This is a genomic window from Streptomyces sp. NPDC003300 (assembly GCF_040610915.1).
In the GTDB taxonomy this organism is placed as follows: domain Bacteria; phylum Actinomycetota; class Actinomycetes; order Streptomycetales; family Streptomycetaceae; genus Actinacidiphila.
In genome coordinates, this window is sequence record NZ_JBEXNE010000018.1 from 69,664 (window position 1) to 86,934 (window position 17,271).

Consider the following 17,271-nt stretch of genomic DNA (forward strand, 5'->3'; position numbering starts at 1 on the left):
TAGAGGGGTGACACAGATTCGGACAAGGCTTGAGAGGGGTCGGGGCGCGCTCGGCCCGGCACTCTCCCTCGTGCACACCGGCCGCGCGGCGACCCGCGCCCTGCTCACCGCGGAGCTCGGAGTGACCCGCGCCACGGCCGGGGCGGTGGCCGCGGAGCTGGAGGCGCTGGGACTGATCCGGGTCGACACCCGGCCCACCGGCCCCTCCGGCGCCCAGGGCCGTCCCTCGCACCGGCTCGACGTGGCCCCCGGCGGACCGGTCGCGCTCGCCGCCCAGGTGCACGCCGACGGATTCCGGGCCGCGCTGGTCGGACTCGGCGGCGAGATCGTCGCCACCGCGCCCGGCTCCATGACCGTGCACGCCGACCCCGCGCATGTGCTCGCCGCGGTCGTGGAGGCCGGAGCGGAGCTGCTGAGCGCGTCGGGACGGGTCTGCGTCGGCGCGGGCCTCGCCGTACCGTCCGCCGTCGCGGAGCCCGAGGGCACCGCACTCAACCCGCTGCACCTCGCGTGGCCCGCGGGCGCCCCCGTACGGCAGGTGTTCGCGAGCCAGATCGCCCGCGTCGGCATCACGGGACCCGACGGCGACCCCGTCCCCTCCTTCATCGGCAACGACGTCAACGTCGCCGCGCTCGCCGAACACCGGCACGGCGCGGGACGCGACGCCCAGCACCTGCTCGTCGTCGCCTCGGGACACCGCGGTGTCGGCGGCGCCCTGGTCCTCGACGGCCGTCTGCACACCGGCAGTTCAGGGCTCGCCCTGGAGGTCGGCCACCTCACCGTGCTGCCCGACGGACGCCCCTGCCACTGCGGCAGCCGAGGCTGTCTCGACGTCGAGGCCGACCCGCTGGCCTTCCTCGAAGCGGCCGGTCGCGCGCCGGGGCCCGAGGGCTCGCTGCTCCAGCAGTCCATCGACCTGCTCCGCAGGGAGTACGACGACCCGTCCGACCCTTCCGTCCGCGACGCCGCGCACACCCTCATCGACCGCCTCGGGCGCGGTCTGGCCGGACTCGTCAACGTCCTCAACCCCGATCGCATCCTTCTCGGCGGCCTGCACCGCTATCTGCTGGACGCCGATCCGGAGCGTTTGCGGGCTGTTGTCGCCGATCACAGCCTTTGGGGGCGCAGCGGTAGTGTGCCGCTGCTTGCTTGTGCTCTGGACCACAACAGCCTTGTCGGGGCGGCGGAGTTGGCGTGGCAGCCGGTGCTGGATGATCCGCTGGCGCTGCTGGGCGGGTGAGGGGTGCCCGTTGGTTTGAGGGTTCGCCGCTGCGCGGTCTGTCTTTCCCGCCCGCCCACCCCTGCGGGTGCTTTGTCGTCTGCGGGTGCCGCTTGTGCCTGGGTCGGTGCCGGTCCGGGGCACCTCCTCGGGCGACGAACGTGTCCGCACTTCGATGACGTCCAGCCCTTGTCCGTTCGTCCCCCTGCGGGGGCACCCCGGCCCGTCCCCTCCCGGTACGTCGGCGTCCGCCTGTCCGGTGGGGGTGGCCGAGGGGGGTGGGTAGGGGCTCTGCCCTGCGCCCCCGACCGCCCGGCGGGGTGGGCGAAAGGGGGTGGGTGGGCTCGGGTACGTCGGCGTCCGCCTGTCTGTGGGGGCCGGGGTGGGTGTCCAAGATTGTGAGGGTGCCCCGGGTGTCTTCCGCCCTGAGGGGGCGCTCTCCGTCGATCCCACGGTGGAGGAACGGCCGGGCGCCGTCGCCGGTCTTTGGGACTTTCCTCAGCCACAGCGGACCGTCGGACGCCGACGTGCCCGAGCCCCCACCCACCCCCTCTCGGCCACCCCCACCGGACAAGCGGACGCCGACGGGCGAGGAGGGGACGGGGCGGGGTGCCCCCGCAGAAATACGTTGACGGCCGGGTGCCGGATTCGCAGAGGCCAGGTGGTACGGATTTCGAGGAGGTGCCCCGGACCGGCACCGACCAGGCACAGGCGGCACCCGCAGACGACAAAGCACCCGCACGGGTGGGCGGGCGGGCGGGCAAGACAGACCGCGCAGCGGCGAGCCCTCAGAAGAGCGGCGGCGGGGCTTGCTTGGCCGGCGCGGTGACGGCCGTCGGGACGTCCGTTGGCGCGCCGTGCGGCGCGCGCAGCAGGGGCCAGCCCTGGGCGAGCCGGGTGTCGAGCAGCAGAAGGCGGCCCGAGTCTTCCGCCCCCTCCGGCTCCGAGACCCGCACGTAGACGTCGTAACCGGCCGCCGCCCTGACCGTCCCGGTGACCGTGCTGCCCGGCGGCAGCGCGGTGATGCGGGCGGCGGGAGGCGGGAGTTGGCCGGGTGAGAGGCCGAACAGGACGGCGTGGTCGACGACTTCGCAGGGCCGAGCCCGCAAGGTGTCGGGCAGCAGGCCGGCCACCGAGGCGTGCAGGCCGCGCAGTTCGGCCGCGCGGGCCTCCGCGTCGGGCAGCGCGTAGCGGGCGGCGCGCTTGGCCGGAGCGGAGACGCGGTCGGGGACGCCGAGGGCCGCGCCCAGGATCGTCTCGGTACGGCGGGCCGTCATCAGGGGCCCCTCGCCGAGGAAGGTGAAGCAGACGGCGGCCTGCTCCCGCAGCCTGGCCGCGCCGCGTTCGGCCGCCGTGATGCCCACCTTGAGCAGTCCGGGGCCGAACCAGGCCAGATAGACGGCGTACGGCCGCGGATCGTCCGCCTTGGTGTCGGCCGCCACCGAATACGAACGGTCCAGCGCGGCGCACCGCTCGCACTGGTCGCGCCGTACGTCGGGAGGCAGCCGCGCGCCGTAAGGACACGTCACGTACCGGCCGCCGCGCCACACCCCCGCGCAGGTGCGTACCGCGTCCGCGCCGACGGCCAGGGACAGCGGTCCGCCGAGCCGCAGCGGGCTCGACCGGCCGCGGTGCACCGGATGCCACCACGTCCACTCGGGACCGCCCTGACCCCAGCCCAGTCCCGTGCAGCGCCACATGTCCCCGACCCTAGGGCAGGGGTACGACAGCGCCCGCCCTCGACCGGAGCAGCGCCGGGGCCGCCGCGTACTGCGCGGGTGGTAGCGCGGGTGCCGCTGGCCGTACGACGACGGGCGGCCCGTGGAGGACGAGGCTCGGTGGTGTCGGAAGAAGCCTCCCGACCCGGCATCCACCGAGGAGTTGACGAGCGATGAACACCCTGGCTTGGCATGACGGCGGGCCCGGCCCGTGGATTCTGTTCCTGCCCCTGATCTGGGCGGCCGCGGTCGTCACCGTGATCACCGTGCTGCGCCGCACCGTCTGGCGCGGACGCGGGCGCGGCGCCCCCTGGCGGGCCGCGCCCTGGCGGTCGGAGGCGGCCGCCGAGGCCGCGGAGAACTCGCCGGTCACCCTGCTCGGCCGCCGCTTCGCCGCGGGCGAGATCGACGAGGACGAGTACTGGCGCCGACTGTCGGTCCTGGACGAGCGCTTCGGCCGTGACCTGCGCGAGGGCAAGGGCGGTACGGCGTGAGCGCGCTGCCCAGCGGCCCGCGCGACGGGCGGCCCAGCTGGACGTCCTGCGGGCCGTCACCACCGAGTGAGCCAGCGGGGCACGGCGGCCCGGCACGACAGCGGGACACGACAGCGAGACACGACAGCGGGGCACAGCGGAGGAGCGCGCGCACAGACGGACCGGCCGTCGTATCCGCACGGGGGGATACGACGGCCGGTTCCGTGGCCTCGCGGATCGCCGCGCAGGCACCGTACGGGATCGCCGTGACGGGCGGCCTGCGCACCGGGTCGGTCAGGCGACCGGTATGGCGATACTGGCGGCGACGGCGGCGATGCGCTCACGCGGGGGCTCGAAGGCCACAGCGGCACGCAGCGGGACCAGCGACGGCCGCGGCATCGGTGTGCGGAGCACGAACCACACGACCTTGCCGCCGTCCTCGGGCAGCAGATCGGTGCCCCAGCTGTCGCTCACCGCCTCCACCATGGCCAGCCCGCGACCGGCGGTCGCCAGCGGCTCCGCGGCGGCCGGTGCCAGCTTCGGCAGCCTCGGGTCGTTGTCGGTGACGGCCACCGTGAGGCGGTCGGACGCGTGCGACAGACGCACCGAGCAGTGCTTGTCGGGCTTGGCGTGGCGGTGGACGTTCGCGAGCAGTTCGCTGATGCCGAGCGACGCCGCGTCGATCAGCGGGTCGAGTCGCCAGTAGCGAAGCTGGGCGGACACGATGCGCCGGATCTGCTGGATCCGGTACGGATGCGCGTCGAGTTCGAGCGCACACTCTCTGTCGGTTTGGTCGGCTTGCATGATCACGGCTGCGACTCCCTCCGCGGCGGGGGCCGGAACACCGCGGGGCGGGTCCGGGACGTACGCCGCTCCGATGGGAACACCTGAGCGAAAATGCGTAGAGTGACTGCTACAGCACTCCGTGATGCGATTTCAGAGTCTCCCCAGGTGGCCGAATCCGCAACTTCCGGGACCGTCGCCCGCCTGCGCAAAGGCCGACGGGCCAGTGCTGGACCGCTTTCCGGTGGTTTAGACGCTTATGATCCACGGCATGGACGCGAACGATTCGGACGAGACCGGCGAGCGATCGGACGGGGCGAGCGGCGCGGGAAGAACCGCCGAGGGGGCCGGAGCGGCGGGGGCGACCGGAGCGGCCGGGGCGGGTGACCGGGCGGGCGGCCGTACGGGCACGGTGGACGTCGACCGCACCGACACCGGCTACCGCGCCTGGCTGAAGGAAGCCGTCCGCAAGGTCCAGGCCGACGCCAACCGGTCCGCCGACACCCACCTGCTGCGCTTCCCGCTGCCCGAGTCGTGGGGCATCGACCTCTACCTCAAGGACGAGTCCACCCACCCGACCGGCTCGCTCAAGCACCGCCTCGCCCGCTCGCTCTTCCTCTACGGGCTGTGCAACGGCTGGATCCGCCCCGGCAAGCCGGTCATCGAGGCGTCCAGCGGCTCAACCGCCGTGTCCGAGGCCTATTTCGCGGGTCTCATCGGCGTGCCCTTCGTCGCGGTCCTCCCGCGCACCACCGCGCACGAGAAGCAGCGGCTGATCGAATTCCACGGCGGCCGGTGTCATCTCGTGGACGACCCGCGCACGGTCTACGAGGTCTCCGCGCGGCTCGCGGCCGAGACCGGCGGGCACTACATGGACCAGTTCACGTACGCCGAGCGCGCCACCGACTGGCGCGGCAACAACAACATCGCCGAGTCGATGTTCCAGCAGCTCCGCCGTGAGCGGTACCCGGACCCGGCCTGGATCGTCGCCACCGCGGGGACCGGCGGCACCTCGGCGACCATCGCCCGCTATGTGCACTACATGCAGCACGACACGCGGATCTGCGTCGCCGACCCGGAGAACTCCTGCTTCTTCGACGGCTGGCTGACCGGTGACAAGTCCGTTTCCTGCGACCGGGGTTCACGGATCGAGGGGATCGGGCGGCCGCGCATGGAGCCGAGCTTCGTGCCCGGCGCGATCGACCGCATGATGAAGGTCCCGGACGCCGCCTCGGTCGCGGCCGTACGCGCCCTCGACACGGCCATCGGCCGCAAGGCGGGCGGTTCCACCGGCACCGGGCTGTGGAGCGCCTTCAAGATCATCGCCGAGATGGTCGCGGAGGGGCGCACCGGCAGCGTCGTCACCCTGATCTGCGATCCGGGCGACCGCTACCTCGACAAGTACTACTCCGACGCCTGGCTCGCGGCGCAGGGCCTGGACATCGCGCCGTACGCGGCGGCGATCGACGCCTTTCTGGCGCACGGCAGTTGGCCGAATTGACGCCACGTCAGATACGAGGTCGGCGCGGTCCGGCGCCGGACCCAGTGCCTGATCAGATCGCCGCCAGCGCGTCGATCTCCACCCGGAACGCGGGGTTGACCAGCCCGGCGACCCGTACCAGGGAACACGCGGGGAGCCTCTGCGGGACCAGGAATTCGTCCCGCACCCGCCGGAAGGCGGCGAGGTCGGCGAGATCGGTGAGGAAGACGGTGAGCTTCACGATCCGGTCCGGCGTCGCGCCCGCGGCGGCCAGCGCCGCCACGAGATTGACGAATACCTGCCGGATCTGGGCCTCGGCGTCGTCCCCGCCGACCAGCGTGCCGTCCGCGTCGAGCGGCACCTGACCCGACACCGCGACCATGCGTCCGGTGAACGCCACCGCGTGGCTGTACCCGTTGACCGGCGGCAGCCCTTCCGGCCGCTCGTAGTGCGCGATGTCCGACTGATCCTTGTCACCCATGACGGGCATGGTGGCACAGCCGTGTGCCGGTCCCCGCACCCGCACCCGCCGCGACCTCGCGGAACGCACAGCGGACGCGGATAAACGGACCCGGATGTGACGAAACTCTGACGGAGTGCCGCCGACCCTGGCCAGCGGGCCTCCGGCGTGCTCGAATCGAGGAATGGAAGACAGCACGTCCCACCCGGTGAGGTCACCGGAACCGCTTCCGCCGTCGGCAGTCCCGCACACCCCGAAATCGCCGGACACCCCCAGAACGCCGGACACCCCCCAACCGCGGGACACCCCGGACTCGCAGGACGCTCAGGACTCCCCGGAAGGCGCGGAATCGGAAGGGCGCGGCACCCCCGTGGGTCGCCGAGTCATCCTCGGCATGCTGGGACTCGGCGCCGTCGGCGTCGGCGTGGGCAGCGCCGTCCAGGGCAAGCTCGACACGATCCTGGCGTCGGTCAGCGCCAAGGACCCCACCGGGGTGACCGGACTGCTGCCCGGCGGCGGCGGTTTCCGCTTCTACTCGGTGTCCAACTCCATCCCGCACCGGGGCGAGAACGACTACCGGCTGACCGTCGGCGGCCTCGTCGACAAGCCCGCCTCGTACCGCCTCGCCGATCTGCGGGCGCTGCCGCAGGTGCGGATGGTGCACGACGTGCAGTGCGTCACCGGCTGGCGGGTGCCGAGCACCGCGTTCTCCGGGGTGCGGCTGTCCACCCTGCTCGACGCGGCGGGCGTCCAGGCCAAGGGCGGGGCGATCCGCTTCAACTGCTTCGACGGCGTCTACACCGAGAGCCTCACCATGGAGCAGGCCAGGCGGCCCGACATGCTGGTGGCGCTCACCATGAACGACAAGCCCGTCACCGACGCGCACGGCGGACCCGTACGGCTCTACGCCGCGCCCATGTACTTCTACAAGTCCGCCAAGTGGCTGTCCGGAATCACGGTCACCAAGGACGTCGAACCCGGCTACTGGGAGCACTACGGCTATGACGTGGACGGATGGGTCGGCACGTCGAACGGCCGCCATGATGACCCGACTACGTGAGGCACGGGCCGTCACCGGGCTGCGCCGCTTCACCCGCGCCGAGACCTGGGTGCACCGCTCACTGGCCTGGCTGATGGGCGTGTGCGTGTTCACCGCCGCCTGTCTGTACTTCCCGCCGCTGTCGGAGATCGTCGGCCGCAGACGGCTGGTCGTCACCGTCCACGAGTGGTCCGGCATCCTGCTCCCGGTACCGGTGATCCTGGGACTGGCCTCGCGTGCCTTCCGCCGGGACGCGAGCGGGCTCGGCCGGTTCTTCCCGCACGACTGGCGCTGGCTGCGCGCCGCGCTGCGCACCCGCAGGCGCGAGCCGAGCCTGGCGGGCAAGTTCAACGCGGGCCAGAAGCTCTTCGCCGCCTTCAGCGTCGGCGCGGTGCTGGTGATGATCGGCAGCGGGCTGATCATGTGGTTCCCCCGGATGTCCCCGCTGCTCTACCGCACCGGCGCCACCTTCGTGCACGACTGGCTGGCGCTCCTGCTGGCCGCCGGGATCACCGGACACGTCTGGTTCGCCAGCAAGGACCCCGAGGCGCGGCGCGGCCTGCGCACCGGCTACGTACCGCGCTGGTGGATCAAGGAGGAACACCCGCTGTGGCAGCCGGAATCCCCGACCGAGGGTGACGGGGAGGGGAGCGGCGGCGGCCGTGCTCCGGGGAGGACGGGGAAGTCGGGGAAGACCACGGCGCGCGGGCCGCGCTGAACTCCGGTGCGCCCGCGGCCGGTTCGCGGTCGCACGTACCTTTCGCGGCAGTTCTGTTACGGGCCGGACACCGGGCGGTCGCTCCGGGGCCACCGGGGTTTCGCGGGACGCGCCTAGCGTCGCCGCATGACGACGTCTCAGGTGACGCGGCCCCCGGCGGGCGACCCGCCGGCGGTGGTGGCCGTAACGGTCAGGCAACCGGAGACGATACGCGCGCCGCGGCGCGGCCTTCGACGGGGGAAGGCCGGGCCGCGGCGGCTCGGTACCAGGGCCCTGACGGCGCTGGCGCTGCTGGCCGCGCTGTGCGCCGTCGCGGTCGCCGGGGCGATCGGCGTACGGTCCGACACCGCGGGCCTGCGGGACGCGGTGACCCAACGGGCCGCCGTGGCGGGTCAGTTGCGCTTCGCCCTGGCCGACCTGGACGCCCAGCGGGCCGACACCCTCGCACCGGGCAGATCCGCCACCGACGCACAGGTCGAGGTCGGCAACCAGCTCATCGCGCTGATCACCGCGCAGCAGCGGCGCGCCGAGATCAGCGACCTGCTGCGGCAGCTCGCCGCCGACCGCTCGCAGAGCGTCCGGGTGCGGGACCTGCTCGACGGGCTCGGCCGTTACGACGACCTCAGCGGCCGGGCCGCCTACGTGGACGAGCAGCAGCCCGACCGCACCGCGGGCCACCCGCCGCCGCGCGCCGTGGCGATGAACGTCCAGGCCGGGCAGATCATGCACGACCAGCTCCTGCCCGAGGCCACGGAGCTGTCCGCCGGGTACGAGGCGAGGGCGGCGCAGTTGGAGTCCGCGGCCCGCTCGGCCGCGCTGCGCTGGGCCCTCGTCATCGGTGTTGTCGGCCTGCTGACGCTCGGCTTCCTCCTGTGGTGGCAGTGGGAACTGGCCACCGACTACCGGCGGTTGTTCAACCCGGCGCTGGTCGCGGCCACCGTCGCCGCGCTGCTCGTCACCCTCGTGGGCACTCTCGCCCTCACCTCGTCCGCCGACGCCGTGACCGCGGCCGGCCGCGAAGGGCTGCGCCCCTGGTCCCGGCTGGCCGAGGCCCGCGCCACCGCCGCGCAGGCCGCCGCCAGCGAGAGCCGCTGGTTCGTCCACGACGCCGCCTACGGGGTCGCCGACCAGCGGCAGTTCGACGGTCTGGTCAAGCGACTCGACGCACTGCTCAGCCCCGACGGATACGCCACCGCGGCCGAACGCGCCGCGTACGAGGACGTTCTCACCCGCTACGGCCACTTCCTCGCCGACGACAAGCGGCTGCGGTCACTGAAGTCGCGGGGCAGGACGGACGAGGCCGCGGTTGTCCTGACCAATGTCGGACGCGGTGACGTGGCCTTCGACTTCTGGGACTTCGCCACCACCCTGGACGTCCTCGCGGGCCGTCAGCTCGACGACTTCGACACGCACGCGAAAGCCGCCCACGACGACCTGGCGGGCTGGCCCCAGATCCCGGCGGGCGCGCTCGGCGCGGCCGGTGTGCTGGTGCTCCTCGCCGTGCGCGCACGCTTCGCCGAATACCGCTGAGCCGCTGGACGGGCTGGGTCGAGTCCCTGACCGACCGGAGCCGAGTCCCTGGACGGCCTGGGCCGAAGCCCTATACGAACTGAGCCGAGGTCCTGAACACCCTTAGCCGGGCGGTCAGTTGTCGGCCGCGCCCGTCGAGCCCTCCGGCTCCTCGGCGACCATCAGCTCCGACAGGTGCTCGGCGATCTCCGCGCGCAGCACCTCGGGAATGCCCGCGTCCGTCACGAGAGTGTCCACGTCCTCCAGCGAGGCGAAGGAACTCAGGCCCACCGTGCCCCACTTGGTGTGGTCGGCGATCACCACGACGCGGCGGGCGGACCGCACGAACTGCCGGTTGGTCTCGGCCTCCGCGAGGTTCGGCGTCGACAGGCCCGCCTCCACGGAGATGCCGTGCACGCCGAGGAAGAGCAGGTCGAAGTGGAGGGACTGGATCGCCCGGTCCGCGACAGGGCCGACCAGCGTCTCCGACGGGGTGCGCACACCACCGGTGATGACCACGGTCGCGCTCGCCTCGCCGCTGTGGGCGCCGGTCCGCCGCTGCCCCGACTGGAAGACGTCCGCGACCCGCACCGAGTTGGTGACCACGGTCAGATCCGGCACGTCCAGCAGATGGTGGGCCAGCGCGAAGGTGGTCGTGCCGCCCGCCAGCGCGATGGCGCTGCCCGGCGTGACCAGGGTCGCCGCCGCCCGCGCGATGGCCTCCTTCGCGCCCAGCTCAAGCGCCGACTTCGCCTCGAAGCCCGGCTCGTGGCTGCTGGCCTCGACGACCGGCACCGCGCCGCCGTGCACCTTCTCCACGACACCCTGCCGGGCCAGCGCGTCGAGATCGCGCCGCACCGTCATGTCGGAGACGTTCAGCCGCCGCGTCAGCTCGTTGACCCGGACACCGCCGCGCCGCCGCACCTCGTCGAGGATCAGGGCCCGCCGCTGCTCCGCGAGCAGGTTCTGGTTGTCGCTCACCCGTGACCCCGTCCCGTCCGTCTCGTTGTCCGCGATGCCGTCCACCGACGTGCTGCGGTCATCTTTCCATGAGCGGCGACATCGCGTGTACGTCAGGTGACCGGACCGGTACGACTTCCGACCATCGACATCACGATTACGGCACGGCTGCCGGGCTGACGGCTGCCCACGGGCCGGGCGGGCACCACCGGAGGGAACAGCGAGGGACGGGGGACGCGGTGTCACCACGAGCGGGAGCGGGAGCGGAAGGCGGAACGGACGCGCGGGCGGCGGAAGCGGAGGCGAGAGCCGAAGCGGAACCCGAGGCGAACACCGGACTCGAAGCCGGTACGTGCGAGACGCTCGCGCTGGAACTCCTCGTCCACGGAGTCGGCGGCACCACCCCCGCCCTCATGCTCGACGACTCCCGCATCGTCTGCGTCGCGGGCGACGACATCGCCGGGATACACCGCCGCGTCCGCGACGCCGACGCCGAGGCGCACCCCGAGGAACACCGCGACGGCCCGGTGGCCGAGGCGTACTGCTGGTCCAACCTCACCTCGGGCAACGGCAGCCGCGCGCTGTGGCTGCTGCTCCTGCCGTTCATGATCGCCAACCTGGCGCACTGGATGCGCCCGCCGTCCACCCGGCACCGGCTGCGCCGCGGCTACGACGTCCTCGTCCGGCTGATCGCGCTGACCCTCACCGTGCTGCTGGTCGCCGCCGCCTGCGAAGTCGCCCTCGACATCGTCGCGTGGCAGTGCGCGGGCCGGGCCGCCTGCGCCCGCGACAAGGCGTGGCTCGGCTTCGCGGCCGTCGAGCGCGGAGGCTGGTGGAGCGAGCCCGGCCGCCGCCTCGCCCTGGCCGCCACCGCACCGCTCGCCCTGACCTGCCTGCTGTGGTGGCTGTCCCACCGCACCTGGTACGCGTACGAGTCGCAGCGCCCGAACGACCGGCAGGCCCCGCCGCCCGGCTCCGGCACCCCCGCCCTCGCGCTGCCCGGATTCTGGTACGGCCGCCGGTCCGTCGCCCGGCTGCGCACCGCCCACACCGCCGCCGGCCTGCTCACCGTCGCCGCCGCCCTGTGCGTCCCGGCCCTGCGCTACGACCACGGGCACGGCGGGCGGGCGCTCCCGGCGGTCGGCTGGACGCTCGCCGGGCTGCTCGCTGTCCTCGGCACGGCGGCCGTCGTCGCCGCGTGCCGGGCCCGCCGTACCGAGAACGACGTGGACGACACCACCGACCGGCTCACCACGCGGGTCCTGCTCAACGGCACGGCGGCGGCACTGACCGCGGCCGTCGTCTACGGCGCCTGGCACCGGCCCGGCTGGACCTCCGCCGGACGACTGCCCGCCGCCCAGACGTTCACCGTGCTCACCGTGCTCCAGGGCGCGCTGATCGCCGCGCTCGCGGTGACGGCGCTGCTCCTGCACCGCTCGCCTCCGCCGGAGTACGCGCCGACGTCCGCGACCCCTCGCGGGTCCGACGACGCGCGCGACGATTCACCTGACGACGTGCCTGACGACGCGCCCGACGATTCACCTGACGACGCCCCCGACGACCTGCCCGCCGACCGCGGGGTCGCGCTGCGCGGGCTCGCCGGGCCCGCCGTCGCGCTGCTGGCCTGCGCGATGGGCGGAGTGCTGACCGGCGGGGTGGCGCAGCGGTGCGCGGACTGGCTGGACCGGGGTCCGACGCCCGGCGAGAAGGGCAGCTCGCTGGCCGGGCCGCCCGCCGTGCTGACCTGGGAGGCGTCCGTGATCCCCGCCGTCCTCGCGGTGCTCCTGCTGTGCGCCGCCGCGGTGATGTGGCGGCTGCGGCGCCGGGAGCGGGAGCTGCGCGCGGAGGTCGAGCGGATGTACCCGGACGAGCCGCACCACAGGACCAGGACCCGGCAGATCGCCGGGACCCTAGCCCGCGCCGGGCTGACCGACACCGCGCCGACGCTGATCGCCGTGGTGTGCGCGGCGTCGTTCGCCCTGGGCGCCGGGGCCCTCGTGGGCGCCCTGCGCTCGGGCCGCACACCGGGGGAGACCGCCGCCGGGGCGCCGGGCGTCCTCGACGCGGTCGCCGGCACCGCGCAGGCGCTCGGCTCCTGGATGGTCGGCGCCGGAGTGGTGGCGCTGATCGCGCTGGGACGGCGGGCGTACCGCGACGCCTCCGCGCGCCGCACGGTCGGCATCCTGTGGGACGTCGGCACCTTCTGGCCGCGCGCCGCGCACCCCTTCGCGCCGCCCTGCTACGCCGAGCGCGCGGTGCCCGACCTGAGCTGGCGGATCCAGACCTGGACGCGGCGCACCGGCGGCCGGATCATCCTGTCCGGCCACTCGCAGGGCAGCGTCCTGGCCGCCGCCGCGGTCTGGCAGCTCGACCCGGCCACGCGCGCCCGCGTCGCCCTGCTCACCTACGGCTGTCCGCTGGCCCGGCTCTACGGCCGCTGGTTCCCCGCCCACTTCGGGCCCGACCGGCTGCGCGCGCTGCACGACGACATGCACGCCTGGCGCAATCTGTGGCGCCGCACCGACCCGATCGGCGGCCCCGTCCACCTCGGCGCCCGCTCCAACGCACCGGAGGAGCACGGCAGTTCGGCCGCGCCGTACGTCGACCGGGGTCCGCTGCTCGACCCCGTCGCGTACGGCCGCAGTCTGTACCACCCGCTGCCGGAACCGGTGCTCGGGCACTCGGACTTCCAGGCCGACCCGGCCTTCGCCGAGGAACGCACGGCGCTGCTCGCCGAGTTGGCGCGGTCAGGGCCGGAGCGGGCCGTACGGTCCGCCCCGGCGCCGACCGCGCTGCCCGCTCAGGGCAGCTCCGGCAGATCCTCCGGGTAGAGCAACTGGAGTTCCTCGTGCGTGGGTTCCTCGACCTGCGCGAGCCGTCCCGCGTGCCGCTCGACCATCGCCTCGAACGTCTGCCGGGCCGCGCGGCCGTTGCCGAACCCCGGACCCTTCGGGATCGCGGTGAAGTACTTGAGCAGCGCCTCGCCCGCGTCGTCCGCGAGTTGGTACTCCTGCTCCAGGACCTGCGACTCCACGATCCGCAGCAGCTCCTCCGCGGTGTAGTCGCCGAAGGTGATGGTCCGTGAGAAACGCGACGCCACACCGGGGTTGGAGGCGAGGAAGCGCTCCATCTCCGCGGTGTACCCGGCGACGATCACCACCACCGCGTCCCGGTGGTCCTCCATCAGCTTCACCAGCGTGTCGATCGCCTCGCGTCCGAAGTCCCGCCCGGAGTCCTCGGGGGCCAGCGCGTACGCCTCGTCGATGAACAGCACACCGCCGCGGGCCCGTTCGAACGCCTCCTGGGTACGGATCGCCGTCGACCCGATGTGCTCGCCCACCAGGTCCACCCGCGCCACCTCGACGAGATGGCCGCGCTGGAGCACACCGAGCGACGCCAGGATCTCCCCGTACAGCCGGGCCACCGTGGTCTTGCCGGTGCCGGGGGAGCCGGTGAAGACCAGGTGGCGGCGGAGCGAGGGCGCCTTCAGACCGGCCTCCTGGCGGCGGCGGCCGACCGCGATCAGGTCGATCAGCGTGCGCACCTCGCGCTTGACGCTGTCCAGGCCGACCAGCGCGTCCAGGTCGCCGAGCACGTCGTCGCTGTCCCGCGCGACCTGCTCGGGCGGCGCGGTCTCGGCCACCGGACGCTGCTCCGGAACACCGCCGAGCAGCCCGTACGACTGTGTCGCCGCGGCCTGCTGCACGGTCGCGGCGCCCGAGGGCACCGGCACCGGATCGGCCTCCGTCGCCGCCCGGTCGCTGGTGCAGTCCTCGGTGACCGGGCCCGGCTCGGCGAATTCGTAACCGCCGCGCGCGCAGCGCTCGGTACGGCAGCGGGTCAGCGTGGACCGGCAGCCGTCGATGATGTGGAAGCCGTAGCCGCGGCTGCCGGTGACCCGGACGGCGGTGAAGGTGCCGCGGCCCTCGGCCGAGACGTAGATGCCGGACTCGGCCGCGTTGGTGACCGTGCAGCGGTCGAGCGCCGGGTCGGCGCCCTTGGTGACGATCACCCCGGTCGCGGTGTCGTCGATGGTGACCTGCGCGAGGGTGCCGCCGCTGCCGTGGTCGCGGAACCAGGCGCCGGTGGCGGCCTCCCGGATCCGGCAGTCGTCGAGCTGGACGTTCGCGCCGTCGCTCACCGACACCGCGGTGTTGCGGATCTGCGAGAAGTCGGTGTCCACGACATCGGCGCGCGAGCCCCGGTCCAGGACGAAGAGCGCGTCCGGCACGTCGTGGACCCGGCAGGAATCCAGTATGGCCACGGCGCCGTCGCTCACCCAGACCGCCGGGTAGTCGCCCGTACTGTCGTGGATCTCGCACTGGTTGGCGTCCACGCGGGTGCCCGGGTCCCACACCGACAGGCCGTTGCGGCCGAAGCGGCGGACCTGGCAGCGGGTCAGCGTCAGCACCGAACGCGCCCGCAGGTCGACCGCGTTCTCCGGGATGTCGTGGATGTCGCAGTCCGCCATCGCCAGCACCCCGTCGGTGTCCAGCGAGATGCCGTCGCCGGTCGTGCGGTGCACCTGGCAGTCGGTGAAGTGCGCGGAGGCGCGCGCGGAGACCTGCACACCGCTGCCGCGGATCTCGTAGACCTCGCAGCCCACCGCCTCCAGGGCGCTGCCCTCGCCGGTCACCGACAGGCCGGAGCCCGAGGTGTTGTGCACCCGGCAGCGCTCGAGGCGCGGCGCGGCCCCGCCGCGTACGGCGATCCCGCTCTGGCCCGCGGCGACCACCTCGCACTCCTCGAACAGCCCGCCCGCGGCGTCCAGCACGCTGATCCCGAGGCCGCCCGGATTGTCCACCGTGCACTGCCGCACCGTGGGCCGGGCGCCGTCGCGCACCTCAAGGCCCACGGCGGAACGGGTGTTGATCCGCAGGCCCGTCAGCTCGGGCGCGCACGCCTCGACGAGCAGCGCGGCGGCCGAGATGTCCTGGCCCTCGACCACGAGGTCCTGGACGGTCGCGGCGGCCCGTACGGTCAGCGCCACGCCCGAGGCCGGGGCGATCCGTACCGTCCCGGCGCCGTCGGCGCAGCGCAGTGTCACCGCGCGGTCCAGCACCAGATTCTCCCGGTAGGTGCCTGAACTCACCGAGAGGATGTCACCGTCCGCCGCCGCTTCGACCGCGGCGGCCAGGGACTCGTACTCGCCCGTACGGCGGCGCCACCGCGAGCTGTTCGGATTGGTCACCTGGACCACGCCATGTGCCATCGGGCTGCTGTGCCCCCACCTCTTGCATCTGCTGACCGGGGACCCACCGTAGCGTGCGCGGAAGGCGGCTGTTGACGAACACCGGTCCGCCCGCGGTCCCGCCCGGTCGTCGCGCCGCTCAGCCGCCCGCTCCCGCGCGGCCCCAGTCCTGGCCGACGCGGGCCCAGTCCCGCTCCCAGCTCGTCAGCCGGCGGCTCATCAGCCGCCACATCACCAACTGCCGTACGATCATCAGGAATCCGGCGGCGGACGTCGCGGCCGCGGTGCCCGCCAGCACGGAGTGCGTGGCGGCGGTGGCCGAGTCCAGCGGTGGCGCGACCAGTTCGCCCGAGCGGTCCGTCCACAGCCAGATACCGCCCTTGCGCCAGACCTCGATGTCGCCGGGCACCGTCGCGCTGTAGACGGATTCGCCGTCCGGGGACTTCCAGCGCAGCAGATCGCCGCGGCGCGGATCGGCGGTGCCGACCTTGTCGGCGACCACGGGCGTCGTCGTGTCCGGCGGATCCAGCACGGTGGCGGGGACCAGCCGCCGCTGCGCGTTCTCGGTGCGCACCACCCGCTGGAGGGCCCGGTCCACCGAACTGCCCGCCCACCAGCCGAGCGCGGGGGTCGCGCAGAGCAGCACCACGGTGGCCACGCCGAGCCATGCCTCGACGAGATCGGAACGGCGCCGCAGCGGATTGCGCCGCCACCGCCAGCCGAACTTCCTGAGCCGTGTGCGGTGACGCTGCCGACTCTGGCGATTCATGGACGGACCCCCTTCACACCCGTTCAACTACCGCAAACGGCGCGACTCATGCGTGTGGATCCGCGGGGGTCGCGGGAGCGCCGCGGCGACGCGTTACTCCACGATGGTCAACGGGTCGCCGACCCGTAGGGTTCCGGGGTTCTCGGGGATCAGATTCTGGCCGAAAACAAGACTCGAACCGATCCTGCGGTACTTGCCGAGGGTGTGCAGCGGCTCCTTGCCGCGCCCGGCGCTGCCCTGATCGGTGGTGGTGATCACGCACCGCCCGCAGGGTTTGGGGACGCGGAAGGTGACCTCGCCGATCCGTACCCGCCGCCAGTCGTCCTCGGCCCACGCCTCGGTGCCGTCCACGACCGCGTTCGGCCTGAAGCGGTTCATCGGCAGCGGGCCCTCCTCGGCCCGCTCGCCCTGCGCGATCAACGAGTTGAGGGCGGCGAGCGAGGCGGTCGTGGTCACCAGCAGCGGAAAGCCGTCGGCGAGGCTGACCATGTCGCCCGGCGCGGAGAAATCGGGGTCGACCGGCCGCCGGACCGCGGGGTCGTCCATGTGCATCAGCCGCACCGGGCGGCCGAGATACCCGCTGAACCAGTCGTCGGCCGCCTGCCCCGCGGGCACGACCTCGATCTTGTGGGCGAAGAGCGTCACCGTCTCCAGCGGACCCGGCTCAGGCACGGCGACATCGAGCGGCGGCAGCCCGGGACCGGTCAGCCGCAGACCGCCACCCCCCACGGGTTCGGCGGCCAGCAGCGCCATACGCGGCTGTTCCCGCTGTGTCACGGCCTTGCCCCGCTCGCGGTCGACCAGCATCCAACGGCGGTCAGCGGTGAGCCCCCACGGCTCCACGACCGCCGTCCGCATGCTGATTCCACGCAGCGACTTGACCGGGTAGATGTGCAGCGCGCTGAGGACGGTCGAGGTCATACCGCCATCCTGCCAGCACGCGCGCCGGGCC

General features: G+C 73.4%; 14 protein-coding genes. 7 read left to right on the plus strand and 7 right to left on the minus strand.

What is annotated here, in order from left to right:
* The first annotated feature begins 7 nt into the window (after positions 1-7).
* Positions 8-1,240 (plus strand): ROK family protein, encoded by a 1,233-nt coding sequence (locus ABZX65_RS24635; RefSeq protein ID WP_355343876.1) that lies wholly within the window; start codon positions 8-10, stop codon positions 1,238-1,240.
* Between the two features lie 767 nt (positions 1,241-2,007).
* Here ABZX65_RS24635 and ABZX65_RS24640 read toward each other — a convergent pair.
* Positions 2,008-2,919 (minus strand): DUF2797 domain-containing protein, encoded by a 912-nt coding sequence (locus ABZX65_RS24640; RefSeq protein ID WP_355343879.1) that lies wholly within the window; start codon positions 2,917-2,919, stop codon positions 2,008-2,010.
* 191 nt (positions 2,920-3,110) lie between these two features.
* Between ABZX65_RS24640 and ABZX65_RS24645 the strand changes: the two genes are divergently transcribed.
* Positions 3,111-3,431, plus strand: coding sequence for an SHOCT domain-containing protein (locus ABZX65_RS24645; RefSeq protein ID WP_355343882.1), 321 nt, complete (start codon positions 3,111-3,113; stop codon positions 3,429-3,431).
* A 273-nt stretch (positions 3,432-3,704) separates the two neighbouring features.
* Here the strand turns inward: ABZX65_RS24645 and ABZX65_RS24650 are convergent, their stop codons facing one another.
* Positions 3,705-4,214: an ATP-binding protein gene (locus ABZX65_RS24650; RefSeq protein ID WP_355344110.1), complete on the minus strand. Its 510-nt coding sequence runs from the start codon at positions 4,212-4,214 to the stop codon at positions 3,705-3,707.
* Between the two features lie 250 nt (positions 4,215-4,464).
* Here ABZX65_RS24650 and ABZX65_RS24655 point away from each other — a divergent pair, with 250 nt between their 5' ends.
* Positions 4,465-5,694: a PLP-dependent cysteine synthase family protein gene (locus tag ABZX65_RS24655; protein ID WP_355343885.1), complete on the plus strand. Its 1,230-nt coding sequence runs from the start codon at positions 4,465-4,467 to the stop codon at positions 5,692-5,694.
* Between the two features lie 52 nt (positions 5,695-5,746).
* Here ABZX65_RS24655 and ABZX65_RS24660 read toward each other — a convergent pair whose 3' ends face one another.
* Positions 5,747-6,154, minus strand: a complete 408-nt coding sequence (locus tag ABZX65_RS24660) for a RidA family protein (protein WP_355343888.1) — start codon at positions 6,152-6,154, stop codon at positions 5,747-5,749.
* Positions 6,155-6,527: 373 nt separating this feature from the next.
* On the opposite strand from ABZX65_RS24660, the gene ABZX65_RS24665 reads away from it, so the two are divergent.
* The 3 genes from ABZX65_RS24665 (at position 6,528) to ABZX65_RS24675 (ending at position 9,420) form a co-directional block, all read left to right on the plus strand.
* On the plus strand, positions 6,528-7,193 hold the full coding sequence (locus tag ABZX65_RS24665) for a molybdopterin-dependent oxidoreductase (protein ID WP_355344113.1): 666 nt from the start codon (positions 6,528-6,530) through the stop codon (positions 7,191-7,193).
* Positions 7,177-7,890, plus strand: a complete 714-nt coding sequence (locus ABZX65_RS24670; protein WP_355343891.1) for a cytochrome b/b6 domain-containing protein — start codon at positions 7,177-7,179, stop codon at positions 7,888-7,890. The genes ABZX65_RS24665 and ABZX65_RS24670 overlap by 17 nt, the downstream gene beginning before the upstream one ends.
* Before the next feature lie 126 nt (positions 7,891-8,016).
* Positions 8,017-9,420 carry a hypothetical protein gene (locus tag ABZX65_RS24675; RefSeq protein ID WP_355343893.1) on the plus strand — a complete coding sequence of 468 codons (1,404 nt, stop codon included), beginning with the start codon at positions 8,017-8,019 and terminating at the stop codon, positions 9,418-9,420.
* Positions 9,421-9,534: 114 nt separating this feature from the next.
* Here ABZX65_RS24675 and ABZX65_RS24680 read toward each other — a convergent pair whose 3' ends face one another.
* Positions 9,535-10,380 carry a DeoR/GlpR family DNA-binding transcription regulator gene (locus ABZX65_RS24680; protein WP_188286022.1) on the minus strand — a complete coding sequence of 282 codons (846 nt, stop codon included), beginning with the start codon at positions 10,378-10,380 and terminating at the stop codon, positions 9,535-9,537.
* Between the two features lie 392 nt (positions 10,381-10,772).
* On the opposite strand from ABZX65_RS24680, the gene ABZX65_RS24685 reads away from it, so the two are divergent.
* A complete protein-coding gene (locus ABZX65_RS24685; RefSeq protein WP_355344116.1) occupies positions 10,773-13,190 on the plus strand; it encodes a hypothetical protein in 2,418 nt (805 codons plus the stop codon).
* Here ABZX65_RS24685 and ABZX65_RS24690 read toward each other — a convergent pair.
* From ABZX65_RS24690 to ABZX65_RS24700, 3 genes are all read right to left on the minus strand, one after another.
* Positions 13,160-15,571, minus strand: a complete 2,412-nt coding sequence (locus tag ABZX65_RS24690; protein WP_355343896.1) for a right-handed parallel beta-helix repeat-containing protein — start codon at positions 15,569-15,571, stop codon at positions 13,160-13,162. The two genes, ABZX65_RS24685 and ABZX65_RS24690, sit on opposite strands and share 31 nt — an antisense overlap.
* A 118-nt stretch (positions 15,572-15,689) precedes the next feature.
* Positions 15,690-16,319, minus strand: a complete 630-nt coding sequence (locus tag ABZX65_RS24695) for a hypothetical protein (protein ID WP_355343899.1) — start codon at positions 16,317-16,319, stop codon at positions 15,690-15,692.
* Positions 16,320-16,412: 93 nt separating this feature from the next.
* Positions 16,413-17,240 carry an MOSC N-terminal beta barrel domain-containing protein gene (locus ABZX65_RS24700; RefSeq protein WP_355343902.1) on the minus strand — a complete coding sequence of 276 codons (828 nt, stop codon included), beginning with the start codon at positions 17,238-17,240 and terminating at the stop codon, positions 16,413-16,415.
* Positions 17,241-17,271: the final 31 nt, after the last annotated feature.